A 13649-nucleotide genomic window follows, 5' to 3' on the forward strand; every position below is an offset into this window, starting at 1 on the left:
TACTATTTGTATATTAGTTTTTTTGAAAGGATAGGAGTGTTTTATGTTGACGGAAAATTTTGAAAAAAGAATACTAGCATGGTTTGATCATTTTCACGCCCATCCCGAAGTTAGTTGGAAGGAATTTAAAACTACAAAAACGATTGCAGCTATTCTGGACGAACTTGGTGTAACATACCGCCATTTCTCTGATGTAACTGGCCTAATTGCCGAAATTGGCGAAGGTGATGAAGTCATTGCAGTGCGGGCGGACATTGATGCCCTCTGGCAGGAAGTGGATGGAAATTGGCAGGGAAACCATTCATGCGGGCATGATGCCAACATTTCAATGGTGCTAGGTGCGCTTCTCTATTTAAAAAACAAACCGCTTCATAAAAAACTGCGCTTTATTTTTCAGCCTGCTGAGGAAAAGGGGAGCGGGGCAATTGCGATGATGGAACGGGGGGCGATGGACAATGTGACCCATTTGTTTGGTGTCCACCTTCGACCTGTTGAAGAACTTGTGATGGGCAAGGTTGCCCCTTCGATCCATCACGGCGCTGGTATCTTTTTAGAAGGGAAAGTCATCGGTGCTGATGCACATGGTGCAAGACCGCATCAAGGGAAAAATGCAATCGATGTGGTTGTGGCGTTACATCAATTTGTTAAATCTATCTATCTATCACCGTTCGAGCCTTATTCTGCTAAACTGACAAAAATCATGACAGGCGGAGAGAATTTAAATATTATCCCTGGTGCTGCTGAATTTGCTATTGATGTTCGTGCCCAAAAAAATGAGGTTTTAGAAAAGCTCAAAGACAGTATTGATAATGGGTTGAACGGCTTGAAAAACCTCTACGGAGTGGAAATGGATTGGAAATGGATTGATTTTACCCCTGGGGCTGAAGTTTCGGCAGATGCGGAGGCAATCGCCGATCAAGCCATCCGTTACATTGTCGGGGAAGAGGGCCTTGCCCCGCCGGTTATTACCTCAGGGAGTGATGATTTTCACTTTTATACCGTGAAGAATCCTGCATTGAAAGCGACAATGATTGGCGTTGGGGCCGACCTTCAGCCGGGATTACATCATCCAAAGATGACTTTCCAGAAATCAGCACTCGACGTTGGTGCGCGTATTCTTGCGGAAACCTTGTTGCGAGCATAAGTGAAAAAACCATAGATTCAATCAAAACAGCTTTGTTGTCATATTGTTTCTATTGCTGATTTAGGAGCGAAAAAGTTGCTGATATAGTAAATATTAACTTGATGAAATGCGGCGGAATCTATCCAGCCGTAAAGCTAGCCCATTAAGCCAAGCTCGCATGAATAGAATGTCAGGTCGGATCTATGGTTGAATCCTCCTTCGGTTCGGCGGCAGGTTTCCGGGTTGCTTTTTCAAAAAAAGTTAATACTAGTGGAGTTGACAGGTCCTTTGAAGTTTTCCAAGGATATCGGAAATTTAGTGTACGATGTGCCGTTTATTCGCTTAACCGCGAAGCCGTGATTAGGAATTGAGGTCATTGAAGAAAAGCTACGGGAGTTAACTGTTTTTCGGGATAGTGTTTATTAAAAGGAGGGCTATTTGTGGATTGCATTTTTGAAGGAATTGTTAAGCAGGGCGGCGGGAATATTGAGGTTCCATTTTATGTCCGAAAATTAACGGTAGATGATTTGCGGGATATTTTGCTTTTGCAGGAACAGGTGGTTCTTCAGTTAGAGGATAAATGGGTGTTGCAGCCGCTTTCGGAGGAAGAGTTTCAATTTATATTAACTGGAAACGGATTAATGATTGGCGCCTTCGCCGCCGGGGAACTCATTGCCTTTCGGGCGCTGCTCGTTCCTCCGCTAGATGAAGAGCATTTAGGCTGGGATCTCGGTTTAGCAGAGAGGGAGCTGCCGAGGGTCATCTATCAGGAAATTTCAAGTGTCCTCCCGGAATACCGTGGGAACGGGCTCCAAAAGACACTGGCGAAACTGATCATGGAGGAACTAGGCCGGCAGAACAATAAATTCCGCTATATTTGTTGTACAGTGGCGCCGTTTAATATTCCAAGTTTAAAGGATAAGTTTGCACAAGGCATGCAAATTGGGGCGTTGAAGGAAAAGTATGGCGGCCGGCTCCGTTATATATTTGTCAAGGAATTGGCGGAAGGGAATGAGGGGGCCATTCCGGTATGGAAGGAAATTACTACCATCCACATGGCCGATATTGCGGCCCAAAAAGAAAAACTCAGCCAGGGATGGCGCGGCTTTCAAATGGAAGAAAACCATGGCACCATCTCGGTCAATTACGGACGAAGATAATGTGGTGTTACATAACATGGTGTCAGGCACCGCTCGTGGACAAATTGCGCAATTTGTCCGTGTGGGGTGGACGGTTGATGGGAGGGGTTGCTTAACACTCGATTCAGGGTGTCAGGCACTCCTTTTTTTGTTGTTAAGGGGCGGGGCTACGCTGATTTTGTGTGGGATATGGAGGTTTTTTACAATATTTGTCGAATAATTTAATTGTAATGGATACGGTTTGATATGATTGAGCGGGCATAAGCTCAATTAATATAACGCTGGAAGGGGTGGGATGGTTGGCTAAGCGGTTGGTCAAGGAGAATGAGTTGAAATTCTTGAAGCGGGAACTACAATTTTTAGAAGAGTCAGAGCTTCTGCCGGCGGGAAAGGCCACGGAAATAGAAGAGATATACGAGGTGCAGATGCTTTCTTTTACAAAAACACTTTTGTATGTCGGTTCTATTTTGATTGGCGCCGGGATCCTCAGTTTTATCGCCAGCAATTGGGATGAAATCGGGAAAACAGTCAAATTCCTTTTTATACTTTGTCTGTTCATCGGCTGCAATTTCGCTGGTTATAAGATGGAAAAGAACTACCCGAAAACATCAAAAGGTCTTTATTATTTAGGTGTGCTCGTGTTCGGGGCAGGGATTTTCCTTGTCGAGCAAATGTTTCATCTGGGACGAAGTTTTCAGGTTGCTTTTTTATGGTGGTCGCTTGGAATTTTGCCGTTAGCATGGGTATTGCGGGATAAATGGATTCTCCTTGCAGCATCACTATTTGTGTTCGTGTCGATGATGGATGAACGCTATCTCCAGGGCGAAAGTATTCCATTTTGGACGCTGCTATTTATTGCAGCCATTTACCTGCTTAATGATAAAATTCATTTTTCAAAAGCAACCGGTTTTGTCATAGGTTTGCTGTCGCTAGCCTTTATTGGAACAGTGATAAGTTTCATTCTTAACCGGTACGAGTATAACGATGAACCCTATCTGTATGGTCTAATCTATCTAGGAATAGGTGTAGCTCTTGTTTTTGCAAAGGGAAAAATTAGGGACATCTATATTGTCCTAGGATACATCGTTCATGGAGTGGCTGCCCTTGTGTTATCTTTCGGGGAAAACTGGCCAATTGACTGGATGTATATTCCTTTTTCGATTCTCTATCTACTCTTTGTTTTGTACCTAATTAAAAGAGGGAGCTTGCTAAGTATCATCATCCTCTGCGTGCTAATTTTCCGCTTTTACCTGGATATTTCCTTTGATTTTCTGCCCAAATCACTCGTGTTTATCTTAGGCGGATTCTTACTGCTCGGCTTCGGTTTTTATTTTGAGAGGCAAAGAAAAAAAGGGGTGGGTGTGCATGAATAAACGAACGAAACAGTTGCTATTGGCCTGTTCGGTGCCAGTGCTGATTCTTTTAGGCATGTGCGTTACACCTGTTTATACATTGTTAACAGGGGAAGAAATTATTCTCCAAACTAAACCAGTTGACCCATCTGATCTATTTCGTGGAGATTATGTATCCCTTAGCTATGAGGCAGAAGAAGTTCCAAAACAATTAGTGGAAAAAGGGGTTGTCAATGAATTGAAAGACCGGTGGGGCGAGTTAAAAGTGTATGTGCTGTTAGAGAAAAAGCACGGCATCGATACCCCAAGCAAAGTCACACTGAATAAACCAAAAAAGGGAATTTACCTAACCGGAAAACTGGACTATATTGGAACGAATACGAATGAGGAACAGGTAGCCTTCATCCAATACAGCTTAGACAAATATTACGTGGCAGACAACACAGGAACAGAATGGGAAAAAGCCTCTGCCAAAGGCGAAATATTAGCAAAAATAAAAGTAAACAACGGCTACGCCATCCTAACCGATCTCGAAATGAAGTAAAAAAGTTGGTGTCAGGCACCCCTCGTGGACAGATGTCCTTTTGTGGTGCCTGACACCCTTTCTTTTTTAGAGTTCAAGCATTAACTCTTTGTTTATCCTTTCCACCTATATTCGGTTAATTAAAGAATTCTTGGAACATAGGAAAGTCTACTAATCATAATAGTTATGCTTTTGTGAAAGGTAAAAAATTACTACTATTTAAGAATAAACAGTCCATAATAAATTAATCTGCCTCACGAGGTCATAGCCATCCTTTCTTAAGATATAAATAGTTATTGTTAACCTAAAAAATATTTTGGTTGACAATATACCCCTCGACCATTTACTTTAAAGTTAAGACAATTTACTTTGGGGTGGGAGAATGGAAAGGAAATTAAGAGCTCTGGATTTAACACTTGTGGGGATGTTTGTGGCACTTATGGCGATTGGGGCTAACATAACCTCTTTTGTTCCATTTATGGTCGTGGGAGGGGTCCCCATTACACTGCAAACCTTTTTTGCCATTTTAGCAGGAGCCATTCTGGGCAGCCGATTAGGATCAATCGCGATGACCGTTTATATGCTAGTTGGATTAGTGGGGGTTCCTGTTTTTGCTAAATTTGGTGCAGGACCATCAACTATCTTTAGTCCAACATTTGGATTTATTATTTCGTATATTTTTACAGCGTTTATTATCGGAAAAATTGTAGAAAAGAAAAAGAGTGTGACTGTCTATATTATTGCGGCTGTAATCGGAATGGGCGTAAATTACGTTTTCGGCACAAATTGGATGTACTTGGCCTATAAACTTTGGTTTACAGCTCCAGAAGGATTTACATATAAAATGGCATGGCTATGGATGGTTGTCCCGCTGCCAAAGGATATTATCTTAGCGGCATTAGCTGGGATCATGGCCCATCGACTAGAAAGGACCGTTCTATCAAAAGGGCAGTTTAAGAACTTAAAGCGTGTATCCTAAACAGAAACTATGGGTGTCAGGCACCACGCGTGGACATTTGTCTTTTTGCGGTGCCTGACACCTTTATTCATATAACCCTGTTGTGTATGTCTCTGTAATATTCCCTGCAATTTCTTCGATAGAGTAGGGATAGCTATCGTTGTTTACGATGTCCCATAGGTACATTTCGTTGACGAAAAACCAGCTTTTCGCAATGATCTTAGAATTTACAGTTGTTTTCGCTAATCCAATTGCTTGGACATGTTTGATGTCTTCCTCAATTCGATTGACAAAATTCTCCCGAATCGACTTCCACTTTACCTCAACGGCTTGCGAATATCCTTTTGCCTCGTAAAATACTCGTAAAATCCTTTTTTCAGATTCACCCAAACTGAGAAAAAGTTTGACCTGATTAACAATCATGACTCTCGCTTCCGGCAAAGATGTAGGGTCATATGATTGTTCTGCTATCGTATAGAATTGCTCCATCACATCATCCATTAGGGCGATTAGAATGTCATCCTTTCCCCTAAAATAAGTATAGGCTGACCCATAACCAATCCCAGCCTTTTTGATAATCTGCGAGATGGTCGTTTTTTCAAAGCCATTTTCGATAAAAATGTCTCCTGCGGCATTTAGCAGCTTTTGTTTTGTCAGTAAGGCTCTTTTCGTCCGGCCATCGATTTCTTTCTTCACTACATACACGCTCTTTTCCAATAGCCAATTTACTTTTATTTATCGATTATACCAGTAAAATAATTTTATATGAATTTTATCCAATGAGTGTTAATTTTCTGAAAATAAATGTTGACACCATGTCAAAATCATTGTATTCTCCAATTAGTAAGATGCAAAAAAGAGAAAGGGTGTTTACTTAAAATGGAAGCGTATACATTTAATACGTCGGAGTCCTATGCAGAATCACTAGATGAAAAAGCTGAGTTAACAATGTTTAGAGACGAATTTTATCTTCAAAATGATCATTATTATATGGACGGCAATTCATTAGGCTTGCTCTCGAAACGGGCTGAGCAAACACTGCTAAACTCGCTTGAAGACTGGAAAAGACATGGAATCGATGGTTGGATGACCGGGAAGCAGCCTTGGTTTTACTTATCTGAAAAAATTGGAGCAAAGCTTGCGCCTTTAGTTGGAGCCAAGGAAGTGGAGGTCATTGCAACTGGATCCATCACCGCTAATATCCACCAGCTAATTGCCACATTTTATCACCCTGATGGAAAAAGGAAGAAAATTTTAGCGGACGAATTAACCTTTCCATCTGATATTTATGCACTTCAAAGTCAAATTAGTTTGAAAAACCTCGACCCAGTGGAAGATCTTATTCGAGTGAAAAGCAGAGATGGACGTACCATTAACGAAGAAGACATCATTGCTGCTATGACAGACGAAGTAGCCCTTATATTAATGCCATCAGTACTTTATCGCAGCGGTCAGATGCTAGATATGGAACGTTTAACCAAAGAGGCCCATCAGCGTGGCATCCTTATCGGTTTTGATCTTGCCCATTCGGCAGGTGCCATTCCGCACGAACTACACAATTGGGAAGTGGACTTTGCAATGTGGTGTAATTATAAATATTTGAATGGCGGCCCAGGCAGTGTTGGCGGATTATTTGTTCATGAAAAGCATTTTGGAACACTCCCTGGATTGACGGGATGGTTTAGTTCGAAAAAAGAAAAGCAATTTGATATGGAGCATGTTCTAACCCCAGCTGAAACTGCCGGTGCTTTCCAAATTGGTACCCCGCATGTGCTGAGTGCAGCACCGATTTTAGGGTCATTGGAAATCTTCCATGAAGCTGGAATGGAAAACATACGCAGGAAATCTTTAAGTCTAACACGTTACATGATGGATCTAATTGACCATGAATTGCAGGGAATGGGATTTGCCATCACGAATCCTAGCGATGATCGTTTTAGGGGTGGGCATGTCTGCCTGGAACACGATGAAGCTGCCCGAATCTGCAAAGCGTTAAAAGAAAAACATGTTACACCGGACTTCCGTGCCCCTAATGTCATCCGTTTAGCGCCAATTGCCCTATACACTAGTTACCATGACATCTGGAAAATGGTCCAAATCCTTAAAACTATCATGAAAGAAGAACAATACAAAAAATTTAAAAACGAACGCGAAGTCGTGGCATAAAGGGGTGTCAGGTACCGTTGGGGATAACGGGTGTCCCTCTCTCGTGGACAAGTGTCTTTCTGTGGTGCCTGACACCATTTTCATAGCACTAGTTTTATAAATTGATAGGGGACGAGGGGGAAGTTTTGTGGGTGGGAAGAATGATTTTCAGAGGATTGTGGAGCGCGAGCAGGGGTTGAAGAAAGGCTTGTCTACTGGCCAGATTTCGATGATTGCGATAGGGGGAGCAATCGGAACTGGGTTATTTTTAGGAAGCGGTTTTGCGATTGGACTAGCAGGTCCGAGTGTTTTAATCAGTTATGGAATTGGTGCGCTCATTGCCTTGCTATTAATGGGATGTTTAGCAGAGATGACCGTTGCTCATCCAACATCGGGATCGTTTGGTGCGTTTGCAGAGCATTATATCAATCCATGGGCTGGTTATGTTGTTCGATATTCGTATTGGGCATGCATTGTTGCTGCCGTTGGAGTAGAGGTTTCAGCCGTAGCCGTTTATATGGGTTACTGGTTCCCAAACGTGCCAGGATGGTTGTGGATTCTCATCTTCTCAGCCGTACTTATTTATGTGAATGCAACGAGCGTAAACTTATTTGGAAGCGTTGAATATTGGTTTTCAATGATAAAAATTGTTGCCATTGTTATTTTTATATTATTAGGAGCCTATGTTGTCTTTGGTCCAACTGGTGGAAATCATATTGGCTTCCAAAATCTTACGAATGATGGCGGTTTTTTGCCGAATGGAATTTCGGGGATGTGGGTAGCTGTTGTTATCGCTCTTTTCAGTTATCTTAGTATTGAGATGATTGCGGTTACCGCAGGGGAAGCAAAAGACCCGCAAGTGGCGGTGCCAAAAGCATTAAAGGCAACTGTTTTCCGTTTGATAATATTCTATATTTTCACACTAATACTAATGATTGCTATTGTTCCATGGAAAAAAGCTGGAATTGATGAAAGCCCGTTTGTAAAAGTGTTTGAATTCATGCATGTCCCTGGCGGGGCAGGTGTGATGAACTTTGTAGTCTTGGTAGCTGCGTTATCTGCCATGAACAGTCAGCTCTATATAACCACCCGGATGATGTTCTCACTTTCCCGTGCAGGCTATGCACCAGCGAAATTTGGGCATTTAAGTAAAAAGGGAATTCCTGCTTATGCCTTAGCGTTATCCACTGTGGGAATCGCTGTGGCAGCTATAATCAATGCAATTACTCCGGATAAAGCCTATTTGGTAATGATGGGAATCTCAATGTTTGGTGCTATGTTTACCTGGTTTATGATCTTTGTCACTCATTTATTCTTTAGGAAAAAATGGCGTGGCGGCAAGTTAGTTGTCCGGATGTGGGGCTTCCCATACTTAACCATTTTAGGTGCCGGATTAATGCTTAGTATTATTGTAACAACCTGGTTTGTCGATGCGTTTAAAATGACATTGTATATAGGGATTCCGTGGCTGGTCGTTATCAGTCTTGCCTATATGGTTCATAAAAAAAAGGCCGGACATTCTCTATCGAACGTTGAAAGGGAAGACAATAAAGTCATTTAATATCAAAGACAAAAGGTGCCTGACACCCGTGCGTTACAGAATAACGCCTCGGGTGTCAGGCACCTTTTGATATCTGTAAATAATTTACAATTCTTTTTCTCCCAATAAGATAATATCTTTATGTAAAAGGATATGTCGTTAAGGATGGGGGAGCTCATGAAAGAAGAAATGTTTATGAAGATGGCAGTTGATATTGCTTACGAAAATGTGGTCACAAACGGTGGTGGTCCTTTTGGGGCTGTTGTGGTAAAAAACGGACAGATTATAGGTGTGGGGCGTAATCAAGTAACGACAAAAAAAGATCCGACCGCACACGCTGAGATTAAAGCAATTCGAGCCGCAAGTAAGTACTTGAATAACAATGAATTGAAAGATTGCCAGCTTTATACGAGCTGTGAGCCATGCCCCATGTGTCTTGGGGCCATCTATTGGGCAAGACTAAAAGTAGTGTACTATGGGTGCACAAATAAAGATTCCGCCAAAATTGGATTTGACGATGAATTTATCTATAAACAAATTGCCTTACCCGTTGACCAACGAAGTATCCCAATGGTCCGGGTGGTCCCGCCCAATACCTACCAGCCCTTCCATGCCTGGGTAAACAAAACAAATAAGAAAAAATATTAACGGGTGTCAGGCACCACTCGTGGACATTTGTCCACGAGTGGTGCCTGACACCTTAATTGTTCGCACACCAGTAACCTTATCTGGATCGTAGTTTAGCGGAAATTCGCATGCTGTACTTGAGGACACTCTCTACTAGGAAGTTATGTCTTTCTTCAGTAATGTTTAGATTGACATAGCCGATGCTGATGGCCCCAATTAGTTCATTTATTTGATTAAAGATAGGGGCGGCTACTGATGAAGTGCCTTTTGTTCTCTCCCCGTGACTCTCCTCATAGCCCTTTTTCCTTGTTTGCATTAATCCAGTTAAAAACGCATCTCTATCACCTTCAGCTACTAAACCATTGACGATTTTTAATGCTTCGCTTTGTGGCATATGAGCTAAGATGACTTTATTTGCTGCTCCAATGTTTAGTGGAATGCGTAATCCTAATTGATCATAAATACGGATTGGGTTTTGCTGACAGTCAATTCTTTCAACGATTAATGACTCTAATCCCATTGGTTTGCTAAAATAAACACTCTCTTCAACCTCAAGCATTAATTTTTCCATTTCGGGGCGAATTAACCCGACAAAATCAAAGGTATCATACATCTGCAAGCCATATTCTAACCAGGTGTTCCCCATTGAATAAAGTTTTAGATTTGGCTCCTGTTGGATAAGTCCGTGCTGTTTCATTGATTGTAAAAGTCGATGCATCGTGCTTACAGGTAAGTCACACTCCTTAGATAAATCAGTAATTGAAAACCATTTCTTTGTTTCATTTCCAACGAGAACTTTGATCACAAGCATAGCCCGGTCGATGGTTTGCATAAAGGCATCTCCTTTCCAGATTCAATATTTAAAAAAACTTCAAAAACTAGTATTCAGTAAATTCAAAATTTATTGACATGCAATACTCGCTACTATAATATCATATTATAAGTTTTCCTGTCAGGGGAAATGCATTCCACTATGTGGAAAAGTAAAGGAGGAGTTGCTTTGGCAGCATCCATGTATAAAAAACTTAACACTGTTATCGTAAAACATCCAAAAGACGCCTTTTTTAGTCAAGAACATTTAAAGAAGGAATGGAAAAAGTTCAACTATATTCATGAACCTGATTTTACAAAAGCACAGCAAGAATTTGAACAGTTTCTTTCTATTATTAAGGAGCATGTTGATCATATTGAATATTTACCCGCATCCGAACGTGTTGGATTAGATTCTCTTTATGCCCATGATCCTGTTAAATTCACGAAAGAGGGTGCAATTATTTTAAAATCAGGAAAAAAATTACGTCAGCCCGAAGCCGAAGCATATAAACAATTTTTAAAAGAAAAGGATATTCCTATATTAGGTGAACTTACTGGTGAAGCAGTAGCCGATGGAGGAGATCTGGTTTGGCTGGATGATCGTACATTGTTAATCGGCCGTGGCTATCGGACGAATGATGAAGCGATCCGCCAAATTAAGAAGATTACCAAAGATGTAGTGGACGAATGCATTGTTGTACAGCTTCCGCATGACCAAGGGGAAGAGGAATGTCTTCATCTCATGTCTTTTATTAGTATCGTAGATGATAACCTGGCTGTTGTTTATTCGAGATTAATGCCAGTTTTTTTAAGACAAATGCTGATCAAGCGCGGCTTTCAACTGATTGAAGTTCCTGATGAAGAATATCATCGGCTGGGCTGCAATGTCCTTGCCTTAGCACCGCGAATTTGTATGATAGTTTCTGGAAACCCTTACACGAGGCAAAAATTAGTGGATGCGGGGGCAGCAGTCTATGAATATGAAGGCAACGAAATCTCTTATTTAGGTACAGGCGGTCCGACCTGTCTCACATGTCCTGTGATCCGCACTTAATTGAAGGAGGAAAAATTATGTTTAAAAATTCAATAGTCAAAGCACCTGGAGAAAGCTATATTCATGGCTTAACGACTTCTGATCTGGGGAGTCCTATTTTAGAAAAGGCACTAGAGCAGCATGAGGCTTATATTGAAGCCCTGAAAACTTGTGGGGTCGAGGTAACAGTCCTGCCAAGTCATGCGGATTTCCCGGACTCCACCTTTGTAGAAGATACGGCAGTGCTGACACCTGAGTTTGCCGTTATTTCAAATCCCGGAGCACCTTCTCGTAACGGGGAAATTTTCGAAATGGAGCCGGCGATAAAGTCCCATTATGAAAACATTTATTATATCAAGCTACCAGGAACTCTAGACGGAGGCGACATTTTACAAATTGATAACCACTTTTATATCGGACTTTCTGCGAGAACCAATTTGGCAGGGGCTGAACAGTTAAAGAGAATTCTAGAATTGGAACATTACCAGGCGACCATTGTTCAACTAGAAAAGGTCTTTCATCTCAAAACAGGTATTTCTTATCTTGGCAATCAAACGATTGTTGTCGCTGGTGAATTTATTGAACATCCAGATTTTCATTCCTATACAAAAATTATCGTTCCGCCGGAAGAGGAGTATGCAGCTAATTGTATCCGTGTGAATGACTTTGTCATCATTCCTGCAGGTTTTCCTCAAACGAAACAAAAAATTAAAGAGGCTGGATATCGGACGATTGAGCTAGATATGTCTGAATTCCGAAAATTAGATGGCGGTTTAAGCTGTTTGTCACTACGTTTTTAGGAACACGGCGGACTGCGAATATAAAAGGGGTGTGTGAGGGATGGTTGAACAAGAGGGTCAGCTGAATCAGCTAAATCGATCAATGAAACGTCGTCATTTGTTTATGCTTTCGTTAGGAGGAGTCATTGGAACAGGGTTATTTTTAAATGCGGGCTATACCATTAATCAGGCAGGCGCTGGTGGTGCTTTAATAGGGTATTTATTTGGCGGGATTATTTTATACTTGGTTATGGTGTGCCTAGGGGAACTTGCTGTTCACATGCCTGTAACGGGCTCATTTCAAACATATGCAAGTAAGTTTATCAGTCCTTCCGCTGGATTTTCGTTAGGATGGATGTATTTCATTGGTTCAGCTACAACGGCTGGGGTTGAATTTACCGCGGCAGGAATGATCATGAAACGGTGGTTTCCTGATGTTTCAGTCTGGGTCTGGTGTGCTGTTTTTATCCTACTGTTATTTGTCCTCAACGCTCTTACAACCAAAGGCTTCGCCGAGGCGGAATATTGGTTTGCCGGTATTAAAGTTGTTGCTGTAATTTTCTTTATTGTGATTGGTTTCGCAGCTATTTTTGGAATCATTCCATTGGCTGGCCGTCCCGCACCATTTTTAGATAACCTAGCACCATCTGGCTTATTCCCTGCAGGTTTTGTCATTCTTTTTGTAACGATGATGAATGTAATCTTTTCCTATCAAGGGTCTGAATTGATTGGAATTGCGGCAGGGGAAAGTGAGGAGCCGCAAAAGAATATTCCACGAGCAATCCGAAATGTCCTATTTCGAATTATTGTCTTTTATCTTGCTTCTATTATTATCTTATCCGCTATTTTTCCAGCAAAGGAATTGGGTTTATTGGAAAGCCCATTTGTAACCCTTATGGATATGGCAGGAATTCCTTTTGCTCCAGATATTATGAACTTTGTTATTCTAACAGCGATATTATCGGTTGGAAACTCATGTATTTACGCGTCGACCCGTTTACTGTGGGCGATGGCACAAGATGGAATGGCGCCTAAACGGTTTGGAAGACTATCAAAACGTAAAGTTCCATTTGCTGCGCTCGTGTTTACAATGGCCTTTTCTCTATTATCCTTGCTAACTAGCTTCATTGCAGCGGGCACTGTGTTTGTATTGTTAATGTCTATTGCCGGCATTTCTGTTACGATTTCTTGGATTGGTATCGCACTATCACAGCTGATGTTTCGGAGAAAATATCTGCAAACTGGCGGCAAATTAGCGGATTTACAATACAAAGTTCCGTTTTATCCAGTGATCCCAATTGTTTGTATCGTATTCTGTGTTTCTATCTTAATATTCCTGGCCTTTGACCCGACCCAATTAGTCGGTTTACTAGTAGGATTAGGATTCCTAGCTCTATGCTACATCTTTTACTATATTAAGAATAAAAAGGACAAAATGAGCACAAATAACCACGTAGACATTCGATAGTGGTGTCGTAGTGGTGTCATTGCGGTGTCATCATTGTGTGTCACATTGTGGTGTCAGGCACCATCCGTGGACAGTTGGTGGTATTTGTCCATCCCAGGCGGACAGTTTCAAGTTGCTATTTTGTAAATTAATTAAAGGGGTAATCGTGT

At 41.5% G+C, this 13649-nt stretch carries 13 protein-coding genes and 1 pseudogene; 12 read left to right on the forward strand and 2 right to left on the reverse strand.

Translation table 11 applies throughout. From position 1 onward, the window contains the following. Nucleotides 1-43 precede the first annotated feature (43 nt). The 6 genes and pseudogenes from BSO02S_RS15405 (at nt 44) to BSO02S_RS15430 (ending at nt 5116) form a co-directional block, all read left to right on the forward strand. Entirely contained in the window at nt 44-1144 is a 1101-nt protein-coding gene (locus BSO02S_RS15405) for an amidohydrolase (protein ID WP_066069056.1), read from the forward strand. A gap of 77 nt (nt 1145-1221) precedes the next feature. Then, nucleotides 1222-1549 (forward strand): annotated as a pseudogene (locus BSO02S_RS26405) (enolase C-terminal domain-like protein); the annotation flags it as partial. A 14-nt stretch (nt 1550-1563) separates the two neighbouring features. Beyond that, the gene (locus BSO02S_RS15410) at nt 1564-2283 is read left to right on the forward strand and encodes a GNAT family protein (RefSeq protein ID WP_066069059.1); all 720 of its coding nucleotides are present in this window, start codon (nt 1564-1566) and stop codon (nt 2281-2283) included. A 278-nt stretch (nt 2284-2561) separates the two neighbouring features. Beyond that, the gene (locus BSO02S_RS15420) at nt 2562-3635 is read left to right on the forward strand and encodes a DUF2157 domain-containing protein (RefSeq protein WP_066069063.1); all 1074 of its coding nucleotides are present in this window, start codon (nt 2562-2564) and stop codon (nt 3633-3635) included. Further along, nucleotides 3628-4158, forward strand: a complete 531-nt coding sequence (locus BSO02S_RS15425) for a GDYXXLXY domain-containing protein (RefSeq protein ID WP_066069066.1) — start codon at nt 3628-3630, stop codon at nt 4156-4158. Before BSO02S_RS15420 ends, BSO02S_RS15425 begins: the two co-directional genes overlap by 8 nt. A gap of 361 nt (nt 4159-4519) precedes the next feature. Further along, complete coding sequence (locus BSO02S_RS15430; RefSeq protein WP_066069067.1) at nt 4520-5116, forward strand: biotin transporter BioY; 597 nt, start codon at nt 4520-4522, stop codon at nt 5114-5116. 63 nt (nt 5117-5179) lie between these two features. Here the strand turns inward: BSO02S_RS15430 and BSO02S_RS15435 are convergent, their stop codons facing one another. Further along, entirely contained in the window at nt 5180-5791 is a 612-nt protein-coding gene (locus BSO02S_RS15435; RefSeq protein ID WP_084375039.1) for a TetR/AcrR family transcriptional regulator, read from the reverse strand. 183 nt (nt 5792-5974) lie between these two features. Between BSO02S_RS15435 and kynU the strand changes: the two genes are divergently transcribed. From kynU to BSO02S_RS15450, 3 genes are all read left to right on the forward strand, one after another. Further along, nucleotides 5975-7261 carry a kynureninase gene (kynU, locus tag BSO02S_RS15440; protein WP_066069073.1) on the forward strand — a complete coding sequence of 429 codons (1287 nt, stop codon included), beginning with the start codon at nt 5975-5977 and terminating at the stop codon, nt 7259-7261. A 127-nt stretch (nt 7262-7388) separates the two neighbouring features. Then, nucleotides 7389-8801 (forward strand): amino acid permease, encoded by a 1413-nt coding sequence (locus BSO02S_RS15445; protein WP_066069075.1) that lies wholly within the window; start codon nt 7389-7391, stop codon nt 8799-8801. A gap of 156 nt (nt 8802-8957) precedes the next feature. Then, nucleotides 8958-9428: a nucleoside deaminase gene (locus BSO02S_RS15450; RefSeq protein ID WP_066069077.1), complete on the forward strand. Its 471-nt coding sequence runs from the start codon at nt 8958-8960 to the stop codon at nt 9426-9428. 76 nt (nt 9429-9504) lie between these two features. On the opposite strand, the gene BSO02S_RS15455 is transcribed toward BSO02S_RS15450, so the two are convergent. Further along, a complete protein-coding gene (locus BSO02S_RS15455; RefSeq protein WP_066069079.1) occupies nt 9505-10239 on the reverse strand; it encodes an IclR family transcriptional regulator in 735 nt (244 codons plus the stop codon). A 180-nt stretch (nt 10240-10419) separates the two neighbouring features. On the opposite strand from BSO02S_RS15455, the gene BSO02S_RS15460 reads away from it, so the two are divergent. Genes BSO02S_RS15460 through BSO02S_RS15470 form a run of 3 tightly spaced genes read left to right on the forward strand, consistent with a single transcriptional unit; the run spans nt 10420 to nt 13500 of the window. Beyond that, nucleotides 10420-11274: a dimethylarginine dimethylaminohydrolase family protein gene (locus BSO02S_RS15460; RefSeq protein WP_084375046.1), complete on the forward strand. Its 855-nt coding sequence runs from the start codon at nt 10420-10422 to the stop codon at nt 11272-11274. Between the two features lie 17 nt (nt 11275-11291). Continuing rightward, nucleotides 11292-12053 (forward strand): dimethylarginine dimethylaminohydrolase family protein, encoded by a 762-nt coding sequence (locus BSO02S_RS15465; protein WP_066069085.1) that lies wholly within the window; start codon nt 11292-11294, stop codon nt 12051-12053. A 40-nt stretch (nt 12054-12093) separates the two neighbouring features. Next, nucleotides 12094-13500, forward strand: coding sequence for an amino acid permease (locus tag BSO02S_RS15470; protein ID WP_066069088.1), 1407 nt, complete (start codon nt 12094-12096; stop codon nt 13498-13500). The last annotated feature ends 149 nt before the right edge of the window (nt 13501-13649 follow it).

This window comes from Neobacillus soli NBRC 102451, assembly GCF_001591665.1.
GTDB classification, from domain to species: domain Bacteria; phylum Bacillota; class Bacilli; order Bacillales; family Cytobacillaceae; genus Neobacillus; species Neobacillus soli.

Coding starts and splice junctions, on each gene's coding strand:
- BSO02S_RS15450 (WP_066069077.1), top strand. CDS start 8,958: ATGAAAGAAGAAATGTTTATGAAGATGGCAGTTGATATTGCTTACGAA.
- BSO02S_RS15460 (WP_084375046.1), top strand. CDS start 10,420: ATGTATAAAAAACTTAACACTGTTATCGTAAAACATCCAAAAGACGCC.
- BSO02S_RS15430 (WP_066069067.1), top strand. CDS start 4,520: ATGGAAAGGAAATTAAGAGCTCTGGATTTAACACTTGTGGGGATGTTT.
- BSO02S_RS15470 (WP_066069088.1), top strand. CDS start 12,094: ATGGTTGAACAAGAGGGTCAGCTGAATCAGCTAAATCGATCAATGAAA.
- BSO02S_RS15455 (WP_066069079.1), bottom strand. CDS start 10,239: ATGCAAACCATCGACCGGGCTATGCTTGTGATCAAAGTTCTCGTTGGA.
- BSO02S_RS15465 (WP_066069085.1), top strand. CDS start 11,292: ATGTTTAAAAATTCAATAGTCAAAGCACCTGGAGAAAGCTATATTCAT.
- kynU (WP_066069073.1), top strand. CDS start 5,975: ATGGAAGCGTATACATTTAATACGTCGGAGTCCTATGCAGAATCACTA.
- BSO02S_RS15425 (WP_066069066.1), top strand. CDS start 3,628: ATGAATAAACGAACGAAACAGTTGCTATTGGCCTGTTCGGTGCCAGTG.
- BSO02S_RS15405 (WP_066069056.1), top strand. CDS start 44: ATGTTGACGGAAAATTTTGAAAAAAGAATACTAGCATGGTTTGATCAT.